The 17,248-nt window shown below is 34.1% G+C and carries 15 protein-coding genes; 9 read left to right on the top strand and 6 right to left on the bottom strand.

Annotated elements, in window-relative coordinates; translation table 11 throughout:
• Positions 1-30 precede the first annotated feature (30 nt).
• Positions 31-1,593, bottom strand: coding sequence for an SDR family NAD(P)-dependent oxidoreductase (locus tag ES677_RS06250; RefSeq protein ID WP_148380773.1), 1,563 nt, complete (start codon positions 1,591-1,593; stop codon positions 31-33).
• A 259-nt stretch (positions 1,594-1,852) separates the two neighbouring features.
• On the opposite strand from ES677_RS06250, the gene ES677_RS06245 reads away from it, so the two are divergent.
• Entirely contained in the window at positions 1,853-2,590 is a 738-nt protein-coding gene (locus ES677_RS06245; RefSeq protein ID WP_148380772.1) for a hypothetical protein, read from the top strand.
• Between the two features lie 170 nt (positions 2,591-2,760).
• Here the strand turns inward: ES677_RS06245 and ES677_RS06240 are convergent, their stop codons facing one another.
• The 5 genes from ES677_RS06240 to ES677_RS06220 all read right to left on the bottom strand — a co-directional run bounded on the left by ES677_RS06240 (position 2,761) and on the right by ES677_RS06220 (position 9,977).
• Positions 2,761-4,101, bottom strand: a complete 1,341-nt coding sequence (locus ES677_RS06240) for a DEAD/DEAH box helicase (protein WP_148368917.1) — start codon at positions 4,099-4,101, stop codon at positions 2,761-2,763.
• A gap of 155 nt (positions 4,102-4,256) precedes the next feature.
• Complete coding sequence (locus tag ES677_RS06235) at positions 4,257-5,264, bottom strand: LLM class flavin-dependent oxidoreductase (RefSeq protein WP_148380771.1); 1,008 nt, start codon at positions 5,262-5,264, stop codon at positions 4,257-4,259.
• A 239-nt stretch (positions 5,265-5,503) separates the two neighbouring features.
• Complete coding sequence (locus ES677_RS06230; RefSeq protein WP_148380770.1) at positions 5,504-6,694, bottom strand: CynX/NimT family MFS transporter; 1,191 nt, start codon at positions 6,692-6,694, stop codon at positions 5,504-5,506.
• A gap of 725 nt (positions 6,695-7,419) precedes the next feature.
• Positions 7,420-9,528 (bottom strand): TonB-dependent receptor domain-containing protein, encoded by a 2,109-nt coding sequence (locus tag ES677_RS06225; RefSeq protein WP_148380769.1) that lies wholly within the window; start codon positions 9,526-9,528, stop codon positions 7,420-7,422.
• 83 nt (positions 9,529-9,611) lie between these two features.
• Positions 9,612-9,977 (bottom strand): hypothetical protein, encoded by a 366-nt coding sequence (locus ES677_RS06220; protein WP_148380768.1) that lies wholly within the window; start codon positions 9,975-9,977, stop codon positions 9,612-9,614.
• A 337-nt stretch (positions 9,978-10,314) separates the two neighbouring features.
• Between ES677_RS06220 and ES677_RS06215 the strand changes: the two genes are divergently transcribed.
• The 8 genes from ES677_RS06215 (at position 10,315) to ES677_RS06180 (ending at position 17,156) form a co-directional block, all read left to right on the top strand.
• Complete coding sequence (locus ES677_RS06215) at positions 10,315-10,929, top strand: TetR/AcrR family transcriptional regulator (RefSeq protein ID WP_148368925.1); 615 nt, start codon at positions 10,315-10,317, stop codon at positions 10,927-10,929.
• 1 nt (position 10,930) lies between these two features.
• Entirely contained in the window at positions 10,931-12,181 is a 1,251-nt protein-coding gene (locus ES677_RS06210; protein ID WP_148380767.1) for a TolC family protein, read from the top strand.
• A gap of 73 nt (positions 12,182-12,254) precedes the next feature.
• The gene (locus ES677_RS06205; RefSeq protein WP_148368929.1) at positions 12,255-13,163 is read left to right on the top strand and encodes an HlyD family secretion protein; all 909 of its coding nucleotides are present in this window, start codon (positions 12,255-12,257) and stop codon (positions 13,161-13,163) included.
• 12 nt (positions 13,164-13,175) lie between these two features.
• Positions 13,176-13,670 (top strand): hypothetical protein, encoded by a 495-nt coding sequence (locus tag ES677_RS06200; RefSeq protein WP_148380766.1) that lies wholly within the window; start codon positions 13,176-13,178, stop codon positions 13,668-13,670.
• A 16-nt stretch (positions 13,671-13,686) separates the two neighbouring features.
• Positions 13,687-14,145: an OsmC family protein gene (locus ES677_RS06195; protein ID WP_148368931.1), complete on the top strand. Its 459-nt coding sequence runs from the start codon at positions 13,687-13,689 to the stop codon at positions 14,143-14,145.
• A 7-nt stretch (positions 14,146-14,152) separates the two neighbouring features.
• Entirely contained in the window at positions 14,153-15,055 is a 903-nt protein-coding gene (locus ES677_RS06190; RefSeq protein WP_148380765.1) for an ABC transporter ATP-binding protein, read from the top strand.
• A gap of 80 nt (positions 15,056-15,135) precedes the next feature.
• Complete coding sequence (locus ES677_RS06185) at positions 15,136-15,867, top strand: ABC transporter ATP-binding protein (protein WP_148368935.1); 732 nt, start codon at positions 15,136-15,138, stop codon at positions 15,865-15,867.
• A gap of 182 nt (positions 15,868-16,049) precedes the next feature.
• Positions 16,050-17,156 (top strand): ABC transporter permease, encoded by a 1,107-nt coding sequence (locus tag ES677_RS06180; RefSeq protein WP_148368936.1) that lies wholly within the window; start codon positions 16,050-16,052, stop codon positions 17,154-17,156.
• The last annotated feature ends 92 nt before the right edge of the window (positions 17,157-17,248 follow it).

Genomic DNA, 17,248 nt, shown 5'->3' with positions numbered 1-17,248 from the left:
CAAAGATAGTGCCAATTTATTTATAAACCACTACCAATCGATAGGAAAATAATCTTTTAAAAATTTCCCCGACCAATGTTTACCGGTATTTATGCCGTCTATTAGCGGATCCATTACCCTTGCCGCCCCATCAACAATATCTAAAGGGGGTTGAAAATCGTGGATTTCTACTTTTTTCTTAGATAATTCTGCTGGATCTTCGTCTGTTACCCAGCCCGTATCGACAGCATTCATATAAATACCAGACTTCGCAAAGGTTGCTGCAGAAGTATGTGTAAGCATATTTAAGGCTGCTTTTGCCATATTTGTATGCGGGTGTCTGTCTGCTTTTTTAAACCTATGAAACTTCCCTTCCATCGCAGATACATTAATTATATGTTTCTTACCTGTGTTTTCTTTCTTCATTAAATTAGACAAACGGTTGCATAACACAAACGGTGCAACGGCGTTTACTAACTGAACTTCTACCATTTCCGTAGTTTCAATTTCACCTAATTTTAATCGCCAACTGTTGGTTTTTCTTAGGTCTACTTGTTGTAAATCGGCATCCAATTGACCTTCTGGAAATACTTCGGCAGTTTGTAATGAATTATCAAAACTGTATGGAATTTGAGATAATTCGGCCGAATTTCGCAATCCAATTCCTGGTTCTGGCCCGTGCCAGGTCACCGGTAGCACATTATTTTTACTCGTTTTTGAAGTGCTAGCACTAAACGCTGTTAATTCTTTTAGACAGGTATTATGATCTTTTAATAATGGTTGCGCTAATTTTGGCAGTTGGCCGACAGGTAATTTTTCGTTTTCCATTAAATGGGAATAAAAACCTGAAGGGCGTCTTACAGTTTGTGCTGCATTATTGATTAAAATATCTAAGCGATCGTATTTTTGCTCTATATAATTACAGAAAATTTCTACACTTGGTATATGTCGCAAATCGAGTCCGTGAATATGCAAACGATCACTCCAATCGCTATAATCCTCTTCTTTAGAAAACCGAATGGCAGAATCTGCAGGAAAACGTGTCGTAGCCACAACGGTAGCTCCCGAACGTAATAACATTAATGAAATATGATAGCCTATTTTTAATCTAGATCCTGTAATTACCGCTACTTGATCTTTTAAATCGGTCGTCTGAAAACGTTTTGCGTAATTTAAATCACCACAATCCGTACACATTGTATCGTAAAAATGATGCAATTTTGAGAATACAGCCTTGCAAACGTAGCAGTTTCTCGGCGATTCTAACTCTAAAGTGTCGTCCCGATTAGAAGCTTCTGCTAGTAGTTTTGGAGCTACAAATAACGTCGCTTCTCGCGCAGAACGGATACCTGTTGTTTTTCTGGCGTGCGTATCTTTAGCAATCATTTTACGCTTTATAGCCTTCTTAGCGTCTTTTCTTCTCCGCTGAAACTCATCACGATTTGGACGAGACAGCATTCCTGAGGCTTTATATAATGCCGTTCTTTTTTCTTCAGAAAGATTAAATATTTGATTGGTATCGGTTACCAAAAGTTCTAAGACCGAAATACATTGGTCTATTTCCTCCAATGAGAGTTTTCTAGTGGTGTCTGGTTGGTTGTTATCTGTAAGCATATACTTATAAACGTGATATCGAGATCCTATTTAATATAAAAATTATTTTTGGCGAAGATAGTTATACCGTTCTGAGAAAGTGAATAAATAACTAAATTAAAATATTGAGGAGTAAGAACCTATTAACCAAGATCTCACTTTTAAAAAGCTTAATTTCACCAACAAATAGGCGCATAATTTATCTTTTGATAATAAATCATTTAATTAAACTAATGATTATCTTGTGTAAAAACATATCAAAATTATAAGAATCTGATAAATGAAAAAAAAGTGTCACAAAATTTTAAAGCTTATAAAGGAAGTGAAAGCTATCGATATACTCTTTTTTATAGCTTTTTTTGCGTCTGTACTTATCAGTTTAACGATGGATCAAACTCGGCTTGTTTATATATTGCCGCTAGTCATTGTAATCATCATTTTAAAATATTTAAGTTATAAAAATATTACAGTTAATAAGCTGTTTATTTTTGCAGCACTTCTAGTTCTCGTTTCTGATATCTTATCGTTACTAAATTTTTTCAATCACTTTACGTGGATAGCTATTTTAACAGCTTCTTATTTAATCTGTTTAATTATAATACTTATAAAATATTTAAGTAAAAGTAGGCTCAAATCGGTAATGTCACTATCTGTAGTGCTCGGTATGTTATTAGTAACTTATATTATATTTGCCGTCGTCGATTTGTTAATAAACAACATCCCCACTCACTTTGTTATTTACACCGTTTTCGTCGCATTTTGTTTATTTATATTTTCTATTACTTTTGCTATGGTTTATATCAGTGATAAGTACGTTAATGGCCCTGTTCTATTAGCTTCTGGGATTTTTAATATTTTTCAAATGACCTTATCATCTATTAACGAGTTCTTTTTCTATAACAGAACCTTTACAGCAGTAATTGTTATCTGCCATATTTTGTCACTATACCTTTTTATGAAATTTATCGCGGAAGCTAAGGTTGTTGAAATTGAAGATGTTGACGAAAAATATTTTTAATAAAAAAGAGGACAACTATATTAGTTATCCTCTTTTTTATTAAGTGAACTTGCCTTACTAAAACAGCTTGTTTTATAGGTTTAAACGCTATATTCCTTTACAATACCGTAACCATTAATTGGTTTTAATTAAGCGTGAAATATCTAACTGATTCTTATCTATTTTAATCATTATTTTTTCTTATTCTTCTTCGTTGCTTCAACTTTTAGGTGTTCTGTACTCGATTGTGCTATGTAATTCGCTACTATTTTATCGACAAGCTCGTCTTTTGTTAAATGATGAAACACCGTTTTTATTTGCGCTTTAAAATCTTCTGAAACATCGCGATTAGGTTTGGTCTTAAATATTTTTTTAGCCCATATTAAACCATTATTTTCTTCAATACTTTGTGCATCTGCTTTTTTAAAGGCCGTAAAAACAAGACCCAATTCTTTTTCAAAATCGGCAATATCCTCTACTTCTTCTTTTTGTAAAACGGTTAACGACAAGCCTTTTGCTCCTGCCCTAGCCGTTCGTCCGCTTCTATGCACATACGCGTCGTAAGTATCTGGTAAATGGTAATTAACCACGTACGATACTTCTTTTACATCTATTCCACGAGCTGCCAGATCGGTTGCAACTAAAATATCAATATGGCCTTCTCTAAATTGACCCATTATTCGGTCGCGAATACCTTGAGTTAAACTACCGTGAATAGCCCCTGAAGAGAATTTATTTATCGCTAAATTTTTGGCTAATTTGTTAACCGCTGCCTTAGTTTTACAAAATATAATACCGCGTTCCCCTTCTTTTGAATTTAAAAAATGAAGTAATACCTCTAGTTTTTCTATAGGTTCTACAACCACATATTGGTGGTCTATACCTTGGTGTCCCATCGTTGCCATATCTGCTTCAATATATACTACGTGTTTCGACATATAGTTTTGAACTAATTGCTTTATAGTTCCAGGCATTGTAGCCGTAAACAACAATGTTCTTCTAGATTTAGGAATGTCTTTTATAATAGTATCGACCTCGTCTTTTAAAGCACTTATCATTTCATCGGCTTCATCCAATACTAAATACGCTACGTCTTTGATATTTATGGCGCCACGTTTAATTAAATCAACCAAACGCCCGGGAGTTGCTACCACAATATGAGTGGGAGCTTTTAAACGTTCTATTTGAGGTTTTATAGGAATTCCACCACAGACAGAGGCGATAGAAAGTTCTGGACTGTTTTTAGCAAACGATTCTAAATTTGCAAAAATCTGTTGCCCTAACTCTCTTGTCGGTGCTAATATTAAAGCCTGAATAGCAGTATTCTCAACATCAATTAACTGCAGCAAAGGTAAACCAAAAGCCGCTGTTTTGCCTGTTCCCGTTTTTGCTAAAACAACAAGATCTTCTTTTTGATTTAGTATTATAGGAATGGTCTTTTCTTGAATATCCGTAGGAACGGAGATGTCTAAACCAACTAAACTCTCTTGAATTTGTTTATTAATTCCTAAATCTGAAAACTGCTTTAACATAAAAATATTTTTAGGCAAAGATAATCACACTTTTATAAGGAATACCACCAATTTGAGTTGTTATTTTTTTTATTAGTGTTCTAGAAAAAAACACCTATAGAAATAGTAGGTGTTTTATGGCGTTTCGATTTTATTATAGTCCTAACTTCTATTAACTATTCATTTAATTCTTTCATTATTTCTGCAAACAATTCGTAAGAGCGAATGCGGTCTTTAATATCATAAATATTAGTAACGGCAATAAGCTCGTCGGCTTCAGTTTTAGCCATAAAGGCTTTTACTTGGCTTTTAACTGTAGCTTTACTTCCAATAAAAGAATACTTCAACATTTGATGAATCTGCGGATGCTGTAAAATTTCCTCATACTCTGCGGTCATAGCTGTTGGCGGCTGCACATAATCGCGTTTACCAGTTAATATTCCCAAAATCATACGGATCAGAGAGGTCGATAAACGATGGGCCTCTTCGTCGGTATCAGCAACTATAATATTCACACCAGCCATAACATACGGTGTTTCTAAATCGGCTGACGGCTTGAACTCTTTACGATAAATAGCGATAGCATCCCACAAATGGGTGGTTGCAAAATGACTCGCAAACGAATACGGTAATCCTTTTTTAGCCGCTAAATGTGCACTATCTGTACTCGATCCTAGAATATAAACAGGTACGTTTACGCCTTCTGCTACTGTGGCACGAACTTTAGAACTCGCGTTTTTAGTAGAAAAATACTGCTGAATCTTATCTAATTCTTTCGGAAAAGAGTGTGCTGCTTCCATAAAATCGGAGCGAATGGCTTGTGCTGTTTCCCTGTCTGTACCTGGCGCTCTTCCTAGACCTAAATCAATTCGGTTGGGATATAAAGCCCCTAAAGTACCAAATTGCTCCGCAACAATTAGCGGTGAATGATTGGGTAGCATAATACCACCAGAACCTATGCGAAGTGTTTTTGTGCCTTGGGCGACATAACCAATTAATACAGAGGTGGCACTACTTGCTATATTGGGCGCATTATGATGCTCTGCCAACCAGTAGCGCGTGTAACCAAAAGTTTCTGCATTTTGCGCCAATTTTAGAGCGTTGTTATAGGTTTGTTTAAGTGTATAACCTTCAGAAACTAATGCAAGGTCTAAAATGGAATAAGCGGTATGTTGCGTTTTCATAAAAATATAATGAGTTGTAAAATTTAGGGTGGAGATCGATTAAAACGAAAAATATAAAAGACTTCCAAGGTCTATTTTTATCTATTAATTACTGCTCTTTTTGACTACTAGAACACCAAAACAGAAGCCCCTTCTTAATTATTACAACAAATTTAAGGCTTTCGTTTGTTAATTTTTGCCAAGAGATCCTATAAAAAAATCAAAAATAACCGTGCGTATTTAGTCTTTAAATTAAAAGATTAAATCTTTCTGTTTTTTCCAGCAGCCACACCCATTAAAAGTTTAAAAAAGGCAAGCACTATTAATAAGATTAAAGCATAATTCCACTCTTTGGTAAGATCGTAAATAACACCAACAATAAAGGGGCCGGCTGCCGCAATAAAATAACCAATCGATTGGACAAATCCAGACAATTCGGCGGCTGTTTCAGCATCTTTAGAACGTAAAACAATAAGCAATAAAGCCAACCCAAATGTTCCACCAATCGCTATTCCTATCAACCCTGTCCATAGTTCAATCATTCCAACTCCCGGAATCATTAATCCAATTAAGGCAATGACTTCAACACCAACTAAAAAAGTAATAACTAAGCGCTGATCTTTTCTAGAACCCGCCCAAATAGGAATAAAAATAGCACCAATAATACCGGTTGCCTGAGATAAAGAAAGCATCCATCCTGAATACGATGCCTCAAATCCACGATCGATAAGTATAGCAGGTAACCACGCTAAAATAACGTAAAACGTTAAAGATTGAAGTCCCATATACAGCGCCAATTTCCAAACCAATAGCGAACCACTTAGTTTCTTCATTGCTTCTTTAAAGCTTCTGCGTGGTGGTGTGCGCTTAATGCGCTTAATATTAGGAATCCAAATAATTACAGCCATTACAGCCAACACCGCCCACACGGCAAGCGATCCTCTCCAGCCTAAGTTAAGCTCTTTTGCCAATGGAATACTTAATCCGGCCGCAAAAGCAGCACCCAAAGACATAATACCCGAGTATAAACTGGTAACTAATCCAGCTTTGTGTGGAAAGTTTCTTTTAATTAAAGCCGGAATTAACACATTTCCAAAGGCTATAGCGATTCCCAATAAAATGGTGCCCAAGTACAATTCAAAAACACTTCCTAAAGAGCGAACTATAATACCAGTCGTTAATAAAATCAGTGCACCTAAAAGCGTGTTTCCAATTCCGAACCGCTTAGTAAACAACGGTGTTATAGTTGATACAACACCAAAAGCAATTAAAGGCAAGCTTGTTAACAATCCTAGTAATGTGTCAGAAAGTCCAATATCTTGACGAATCATATCAATTAAGGGCCCAATACTAGAAAGTGCAGGTCGTAAATTTACAGCTACGAATAAAATTCCTAAAAGCAATAGCGTTCGTGAGGCTTTATTCAATCCATTTTCGTCTCGTTTTTCCATAATTTATAAACATAACAGACGTTCGTGCATCCAATTATTAGTTCGTTAACTGTCATTTACAGCCATTTCTCTTTGCTTTAAACGGTTTTAAATCTCAAGAGATAATTGCCATTAAACTTAAAAAGAAATGACGATACGTTTTTGAAACAATAGGCTCTAATACAACTAAGATTTAAAAGTAATTAGGTATAAAACGAGATGTTGGCAGAAAGCAGCAAAAGTAGTCGATTGTTTTGAGAAGAACTGAATTTTATTTCTTATTGTTTTGTGAAATTAATGCTAAAAATGAGAGCGTATTCACCATAGGAAATCACAATTTAAAGTAGTGTCGAGTACACCAAGCTATTGTGCTTCCTTACTAATAAAAATTAATGTTCTTTCATAATCATTGCTACTTCAGTACACAATAAAAAATGGTGTGGATAACGGCACAGGTTTCCCGACAACTTATTTCTTAAAATTTTTCTAATTGTTTCATAATAGAATTAAATAACAAACGTCTTTAGCACGTATTATTTAAGGTTTACTATTCTGTTTCACCGCCCTAAGTTCTCTAAATTGTAATCTATATTAACTATTAAACGATTTATTACAACTGTGTTTTTAGCTCGCTTAGCAGGCTCCTAGCTTTCCTCAAGAATAAAATTAGAATAATTTCTAAGATCCAATCATATTTAAAAATACTAAAAAGCCCTTTTGAAAATATCAAAAGGGCTTTTTTAAAGTTAAAATGCATATTGAACAAATGCTGAAAAGTTTCTACCAGGATCATTAATAGGAACTCGTGAAAAATCTTCCTGATTTGCAAATGAGAAATTTAAATGATTATTGTACGTTTCATCAAATACATTTAAAATAGCAAGTCCTATAGTAAAGTCTTGTAACGGTTTAAAACCAATACGAAAGTCTAAGGTTTCATAACCCGATGTTTCTTGTTCATTAAAACTCGTTGCTATCTCATCTTGTGCAGACGTAATTGTGTACTTAAGATTAGCCCAATAGTTATCTTTTTCAAAACCTAAATCAAACCGCGTTATAAATGGAGGCGTTAATGGTAATGATTCATTTAAGTCTTTATTTTTGGTATATACATAAGAGACGCTACTATTAAGATTAAAATAGGAAGCAAAATTTAGTCCTAAGTTAGCTTCGAAACCCATTTTATAAGCGTTATCTAAATTTATAAAACGTTTTACTTCTTGAGGTTGCGCATTTGGCATGAACTTACGTTCTAAAGCAGGATCTATAACTGGAACAATATAGTTCTCATACAACGAATAATACCCCGAGAATCCATAACTAAGTGCATCAATTCCTTCGGTAAACGTCTTTATGCCTTTAATTCCAATTTCAAACTGGTTATTAACCTCTGCATCGAGGTAAGGATTTCCCACGTACTCATAGGAATCTTGACCTACTGTAAAGTGATTTATGTAACGTTCTATCATATTCGCAGAGCGCACACCACGACCATAAGCTATTTCTAAATTTACGTAGTCTGAAATGTTGTGTTTAACAGATACTGTTGCCGAAATATTACGCTCTTCTCTCTGTTCCAAATTTGAATAAAGCTCTTGAAAATCAATCTCAGGATCTTGAATATCTGAAACCACAAGGTCATATCTAACTCCCGCAGTAAGCATTGTTTTATCTGTAATTGCATATTTGTTCTCTGCAAACACTCCAAAATCATTAACAGAAGCATCTTGCCACACCTTATCATTATACATAATAGGTTCTGGCAATTCCATTCCCATACCATTTCGTTTTATAAGTCTCGTTCTTCCTCCATCTCTAGAAATAAGCAGTGCATCTAACCCACTATAAAGCGTCCACTTCTCTGTAGGTTTCATCTGTAATTCTATTTTACCACCTTTTGTGGTGGCTTCAATTTGAGATACAGCGTCTGTCATTTTATAGGAAGGCCTGTTTATATTAGACATAATGTGGTCTACATAAGAATAATAGGCTTTTGCATTAACCTCTTTTATAAAACCAGTTAAGTCTGAAAGCTTATAATCTAAAGATAAAATAGAGCTATTGTCTTCATCAGTATCCATAGGCAGTCCTGCGTGCAAAACATCACGTCCAAAGGATTGTCTCCAATGCGCTTGAAGTCTCTGGTTGTCTTTAATAGTGTATCCTAGTCGTAAACCGTAATCTATACTTCTAAATGCCGAAGGAATTTCTGTGCCGTCACCATCCTTATAGTTTCCAAAGTCGCGATATCCTGCATTTGCAACAATATCGTATGTATCGGTTATTTGATGAAGCTTGACTGAGGACACTAACGAATTTCCGTTAGATTCGTAACCAGAATTTACACTACCGTGTAGACCCGAATCCATGGCCTGAGGTTTCTGGGTAACCAAATTAATAACACCTCCAAAGGTTGCGCCATAGCGCACTGTATAAGGCCCTTTAATCACTTCTATTCTTTCTATCTCTTCCGGAATGACGTGCGTAGTAATAGGATCCATCCGATTAGGACAAGCGTGCACCGCTTTTGTTCCGCCATCAAATTGAATGTTTAATTGTTCATATTGAGATGCCCTAAATGAAGGATCTATCGCATAATTTCCACGCTTAATTAATGAGAAACCATTAAAATCTTTAAACAAATCTGCTACATTTTTAGGTTGTACCACCTTTTTTGTAAGATTTGTTTTTACGGTGGTAAGCACGGGGTCTGTATTACCCCTACCCGTAACTATAGCTGTATTTAATTCTATAGGTTTTGTTTCAGTTGAATCTTGCGTTTTTGTTGTTAATTCTTGTGCAAATAAAGACACAGGTAATAGTGCGCATAAAAGCGCTATTCTTTTTATTTTCATTGTATATTTTTCAAAATTATTCCACAGTGATAAAGAGAAAATAGCATACAGCTTTTCCTCTAACTCTTAAAATTAAAGTGTAATTATACTTGTGGGGGATGAAAAATCGAATAGAAAAGTGTTGATTTATACAGTATGTTGTACTGGAAATTCTCTCGCTTTACAACGGGATATAAAGGTGCTTCGTTTAGGGTTAGTTCTGTTTGACAAAACACTAATTGATCCCACTTTAAATTAGGTAAGGTTTGTTTTTCTTGAGCCGAGTTATTTGCTGTAATTTCATTTAAATAGCACTTACCATTACATTTTAGTTCTGGCCTGTCTTTATTTTCGCAAAGTTCTTCAACGAAGCTTTCTATATCTAAAGCATACCACCCGTAAACAATAGATGTTTTAAAACTATTGTTTAAAAGCAAGAGGGATAATATCATCGTGACAAGAAGCTTCATAAGGCAAAAATAACCTTTTTTATGCAATTTGAAAGTGACTTATGTCACCTATCATTCAATCTTTTAAAGATATTTTCTTTTCCATCCCTTAAGTCATAAAAGATAGTATACCCAATGAGCTTATTATTAGTATTATATGTTAAATATAATTTATATAGTGAATTTCTCTATTGTTTGTATTGGTAACACAGAATATTAAATTATATACTTAATAAGCCAGTGGTCAACTTTTTTTGACTGTTTTTTTTACAAATTAGATAAATAGTGGAAAAGATAACAGCGTTTTAATTATTTAAGGTATATTTGTTAACCAAATGGTTAAACCGCATAGATGCAAATGGCTAAATCAAAAGACAAAAATACAGAAGAGCAAATACTTATTGCTGCAAAAAGCGTATTCCAATCTAAAGGTATGAATGGCGCGCGTATGCAAGAAATAGCAGACAATGCTGGAATAAACAAAGCGATGCTTCATTATTATTACAGAAGTAAACAATTACTTTTTGAGGCCGTTTTTAACCACGCATTTTCACTATTGGCACCGCAACTTAATGCCATTTTAAACGATGACGCTTCCATTGAAGAAAAGATTAAGAACTTCACTTTAAATTACACAACGTTTATGATGAAGCACCCTTATTTACCAAATTTTATTATTCAGGAATTAAATAGAAACGAAGATTTTATTGAAAAATTAAAGGAAAATACAGGCTTTCCTAATCTAGAAAAATTCAAAATAAATGTACAGGAAGAAATTAATCAAGGACTTATAAAGCCTATAGATGCCGACCAACTGTTTGTTAACATTATCGCGTTAAATATTTTTCCTTTTTTGGGGAAACCATTAATCAAAGCGCTTACAAATAAGGATGAAAAATCGTATAAAACATTCGTAGAAAGTCGTAAAAGTGACGTCGCTAATTTTATAATTAATTCAATAAAAAACACATAAAATGAAACGTTTCATCATCATTTTAATAGGATTATTTACTGCTTCTGTTTTCGGGCAACATACCATTACACTTCAAGAATGTTATGAATTAGCAATAAAAAATCATCCTTTAGCACAACAAACAGCACTGTTAGAGACACAAAGCAAATTAGATGCCGCTGTTATTTCTACAACAAAATTACCTCAAATTAATCTTGATGCTCAAGCGACCTATCAATCGGATGTGATTGAAGTTCCCATTCCAAATTCGACAATAGAAGCGTTGAATAAAGACCAATATCGCGCTACTTTATCTGTAAACCAGATCATCTATAATGGCGGAATTACCAAGGCCGCATTGCAATTAAAATCGGCGGAACTTAAAACGAAGCAAAAACAAGTTGAAGTTCATTTATATCAGTTAAAACAACAAATTAATCAACTCTATTTTTCTGTATTATTAGCCCAAGAATCTGAGTTATTACTAAACTCGAAACAATCACTAGTACAGGCAAAGCTTCACGAAGTGCGTTCTGGAATACAGTATGGACTAATTTTACCCTCTTCGGATAACGTTTTACAAGCCGAATTATTAAAAATTGATCAACAATTTCAAGAATTACAAAGCAATAAATCTGTTTTAGTTGAAACGTTATCACAACTCATAAAAAAATCTTTAACCGGTTCTACTCTATTTAAAAAACCATTGCTAGAAACCCAACTAAAAACTAATCTTACGCGACCAGAGTTAGAATGGTTTCAATTTAGAAAAGAGGAAATTAAAAATTCTGAAAAATTAATAGCCTCTCAAAACGCCCCTAAATTACTTGGTTTTGCAACTGGTGGCTATGGAAATCCGGGTTTAAATATGCTAGACAATTCATTTCAAACATTTTACACCGTTGGAATTAAATTAAGTTGGAATGTCTTCGACTGGAATTCTAATAAAAAGCAGCAACAATCTTTAGCAATTAATAACGAGATTATAGAATCAGAAGCTAAAAACTTCATTTTAAATACTAGTATTGAATTAAATAAATACGATTACGAAATCGGTAAAATTGAAGGTTTTATTGTATCAGATCTAGAGATTATTACCCTTAGAAAAGAAGTGCTTAAGTCGGCAGATTCACAACTTAAAAATGGTGTGATTACCTCTTCGGCCTATGTCACAGAGTTGACCAATTTATACGAAGATGAAAACAATTTAATTCAGCATAAAACACAATTACAATTGGCAAAAGCAAATTACAACGTTATAAAAGGACACTAAAATTAAGATCACTCAGATCTCGCAGAAAAATAAAATAATTAAACAAATCTGATGGAAATAAAAATACAAACAAATGAAAACAAATAGTAAACATATAGGATTTATCATTCTCATTTCTAGCTTAATGTCCTGTGGAAACGACAATGGGAAGGCGGATGGTTACGGTAATTTTGAAGCAACAGAAATAACGATTTCTGCCGAAAACAACGGGAAACTGATGCAATTTGATATCACGGAAGGTGACCAACTTACTAAAGGCCAATTTATAGGGTACATTGATACTATTCCGCTCGCTTTAAAACGCGAACAATTAGAAGTTTCTAAAGCTGTTATTAGTTCAAAATCTAAAGGCGTTTTGTCTCAAATTAATGTATTAAATGCTAAGTTAAAAACAGCAAATACTAACAAAAAACGAGCAGAAAACCTCATTGAAGATAACGCAGGAACTCAAAAACAATTAGATGATGTTACTGGAGAAATGGATGTTATTAAAAGCCAGATTAGAAGTGTAGAAATTCAAAATGCGCCTGTTGTTAACGAATTAAAATCTATAGATGTTCAGTTAAAACAAATTGACGATCAAATCCAAAAAAGTAAAATTACCAACCCAATAGCCGGAACAGTTTTAACTAAGTACGCCGAGCCGCATGAGATTACAGCTTTTGGAAAACCACTTTATAAAATAGCCAATTTAAAGACAATGCAATTGCGCGTATATATAAGCGAAACGCAATTAGCCACTATAAAAATCGGAGCAAACGTTGCTGTAAAAATAGATGCGGCAAATGCTATGAAATCCTACACAGGAACTGTGAGTTGGATTGCTTCGGAAGCAGAATTCACTCCTAAAATAATTCAAACTAAAGAAGAACGCGTGGCCTTAGTATATGCAGCTAAAATAGATGTTGCCAATGATGGTAGTATAAAAATAGGAATGCCTGCAGAACTATGGTTAGATAACGCGAGTATTAATAATAAATAAAAACCAAAAACAATGAAACATTTTATTTTTACTATGAGTCTATTGGCTATAGTTAGTTGCAAAGACAGTAAAACCGTTGATGAAAACCTAAAAACAGAGGCTATAGAGCAGACTGTTGAAGCGACAAACGACCATAACGACCACGAAATGACTAACGCATATGCCGAGGCTTGGAGCAATGACATTGAGTTAAATAACGGCAATAAATGGCAAGCTAATTTTGAAACCAATGATGGTGTAGAGCGAATGAAAAAAAGTATTAAAACACAATCTACTAATTCCTTAGAAGACTATAAAACATTAGCAAAACAACTCAGTGACGACAAAAATTACGTTGTAAAAAATTGTACAATGACCGGTGCTTCTCACGATAATCTACACATTTGGCTTTTGCCTTTAATGGCAAAGATTGACGCACTTTCTGAAGCTAAAACCACTAAAGAAGCTTCGCAATTAAAACACAGTATTGAGCAAAATGTAAATGCCTATAACACCTATTTTCAATAATTATTAAAAAAACACTATGGAACAACATAGCTATAACGTTACGATCACTTGGACAGAAGACCGAAAAGGACTGATATGCTCACCAGAGCTTCTTAATACTGAAACCAAGGATAAAAAATGTATAGAAGTGGCAACACCTCCAGAATTCCCAGGAGGTATGCCTAATATTTGGTCGCCAGAGCATTTGTTTACGGCAGCTGTGAGTAGTTGTTTAATGACAACTTTTTTAGCGATTGCTGATTTTTCGAAATTAGAATACGTTAGTTTTAAATGTAATTCGAAAGGTATTCTAGAAAAAGTAGATGGTAAGCTTGTAATAAGCGAAGTATTACTATTCCCAGAGGTTGTCATTACAGACGCGTCAAAACGCGATCGCACAGAACGTATTGTAGAAAAAGCAGAAAAAGCGTGCCTAATTTCAAATTCCATTACAGCTAAAGTGACTATGGAAACTAAAATAATCATCCAAAATTAAAAAAAAAGTGGGCATTTCCGTCAACCATATTAGTAAATCTTATAAAAATGTAAAAGCCTTGCAGGATATTTCTTTTGATGTAAAACCGAGCGAGCTTTTTGGACTTATTGGTCCAGATGGTGCTGGTAAAACAACGTTGTTTAGGGTTTTAACAACACTTTTAATAGCTAATGAAGGCACAGCGACCGTCGCAGGTTTTGATGTGGTTACAGATTACAAAAAAATTAGAAGCAATGTGGGCTATATGCCCGGTAAATTTTCACTCTATCAAGATTTAACCGTTGAAGAAAACTTGCATTTTTTTGCGACTATTTTTGGAACTACTATTGAAGAAAATTACGATTTAATAAAAGATATTTATGTCCAGATTGAACCTTTTAAAAATCGAAGAGCAGGGAAATTATCAGGAGGAATGAAACAAAAACTGGCGTTATGCTGTGCATTAATTCATAAACCTAAAGTATTGTTTTTAGATGAGCCCACTACAGGCGTAGATCCTGTGTCTAGAAAGGAATTCTGGGAAATGTTAAAACGCCTGCAACAAAAAGACATCACTATTTTGGTATCTACACCTTATATGGACGAAGCTGCTTTATGTGATAGAATTGCACTGATTCAAGAGGGGCAAATTCTGGAGATTGATACCCCTGAAGCGATTGTAAAACACTATCCCAAACAGATTTATAATGTACGTGCCAATAATATGTATCAGCTTATTAAAAGTTTAAATGACTATGAATACAACCATAGCGTATACCCTTTTGGCGAGTTTATACATTACACAGATAAACGTAAAGATTTTAATTCGGACCAATTACTGGTGTTTTTAAAATCAAATCAACTATCAAATATAGAAATTACTGAAACAGTAGCCACTATTGAAGATACCTTTATGGAATTGGCAAAATAACCTGCAAGGATTCAAAAACTTGTGGATATAGAAAAAAAGAGATAAATTATTAAGATTCCCCCCTTTCGTAGGAAATGAATATGGAAAAAAACAATAAGGTCATACAAGTCGAAGGATTAACTAAACTTTTCGGAGATTTTGCTGCGGTAAATGCTATTACATTCGACGTTGAGAAAGGCGAGATTTTTGGATTCTTGGGTGCCAATGGTGCAGGGAAAACCACAGCTATGAAAATGCTAATTGGTATTTCTAACCCTACGTCTGGCAAGGCCAAAGTTGCGGGTTTTGATGTCTTTACACAAGCCGAAGATATCAAAAAGAATATTGGTTATATGAGTCAGAAATTTGCATTATATGACGATTTAACCGTTAGGGAAAATATAACATTCTTTGGAGGTATTTATGGATTATCTAGAAAACGGATTAAAGAAAAATCGACCGTTTTAATTAATGAATTAGGGCTTGAAAAAGTTGCCAACACATTGGTTGGGGCTTTACCATTAGGCTGGAAACAGAAATTATCTTTTTCTGTATCTCTACTTCACGATCCTAAAATTGTGTTTTTAGATGAACCTACGGGAGGTGTAGATCCAATTACCAGGCGACAGTTTTGGGAAATGATTTACAAAGCAGCCAACCAGGGTATTACTGTATTTGTAACGACCCATTATATGGACGAAGCCGAATATTGCGATCGCGTTTCTATAATGGTTAATGGTAAAATAGAAGCTTTAGATACACCTAAGAAGCTTAAAGAACAATTTAATGCTAAAAATATGAACGATGTGTTTTTAAAATTAGCACGTGGATGAGAAAAACACCTCACAGATTTAGATGATGCACGTGGAAAAACACCACTATTAAGTGTGGTTCTCAAAAAATTCTGCGCTAGTCTGCGAGATCCGCGGGAAACAAAAGGTATTTAGAAGAAATAGAAGGGGTTATAAACACAAAAAAAACTGCGGGTAACACCGAAATCCGCAGACAATAAAATATGAAAAGATTTATAGGCTTTGTAAAAAAGGAGTTCTACCACATTTTTAGGGATAAACGCTCATTGTTTATACTCTTTGGAATGCCGATTGCACAAATTATGCTATTTGGGTTTGCGATTACCAACGAAATCAATAATGTAGATATTGCTATTTTAGACCATTCCAAAGATGCCACTACTACCGAAATAATTAATAAAATTTCAGCCTCAAAATATTTCAGTATCAAACAAATGGTAAATAGTGAAGCTGATATTGCTTCGGTTTTTAAAAAAGGACAAGTGAAAGCTGTTCTAACTTTTGAAAAAGAGTTTAGTAAAAACCTAATTAAAGACCACAAAGCAACGGTTCAGATTATTACCGATGCTACAGACCCAAATACAGCAAATACTATAAGTAATTATGTTAATGCTATTCTTCAAAAGTATCAAAAAGAATTAAACAAAGACCTTACTATTACTTATCAGATTGTGCCAAAAACACGTATGGTTTATAATCCAGAATTAAAAGGTGTTTATATGTTTGTTCCTGGTGTAATGACTATTATACTTATGTTAGTTTCTGCTATGATGACTTCTATTTCTATTACTAGGGAAAAGGAATTAGGGACTATGGAAATTCTTTTGGTATCGCCAATAAAACCATTGCAAGTTATTATAGGAAAAGTATTTCCCTATATATTTTTATCGGTAATAAATGCAGTTGTAATAGTTATGCTTAGCATCTTTATCTTTAATATGCCAGTGCAAGGAAGTTTCATTTTACTAGGTTTTGAAAGTGTTCTATTTATAATTAGCGCTTTAGCATTAGGTATCTTAATTTCAACCATCTCGGCAACACAACAAACAGCAATGATGATTTCTTTAATGGGCTTGATGCTTCCCGTAATTTTATTATCAGGGTTTATTTTTCCAATTTCAAGTATGCCAATGCCACTTCAAGTCATCAGTAATATTATTCCTGCTAAATGGTTTATCATTATTGTAAAAGGCATTATGCTTAAAGGTGTAGGACTACAAATTATATGGAAAGAAACTTTAATATTATTGGGAATGACGGTGTTTTTTATTGCACTAAGTGTAAAAAAATATAAAATTAGATTAGAGTAAGAAATAAACAATAGAGATTAGAAAAAAGACAGAACAGCGCTAAAGCATCTAAATGCTCTGCTCTATTTTCTTTTTTTAACCCCTTTATTCTT

This window comes from Bizionia gelidisalsuginis, assembly GCF_008086185.1.
GTDB lineage: Bacteria > Bacteroidota > Bacteroidia > Flavobacteriales > Flavobacteriaceae > Bizionia > Bizionia saleffrena.
Note: the sequence above shows the minus strand (reverse complement) of the source record. Positions and strands in the feature narration are given on the sequence as shown.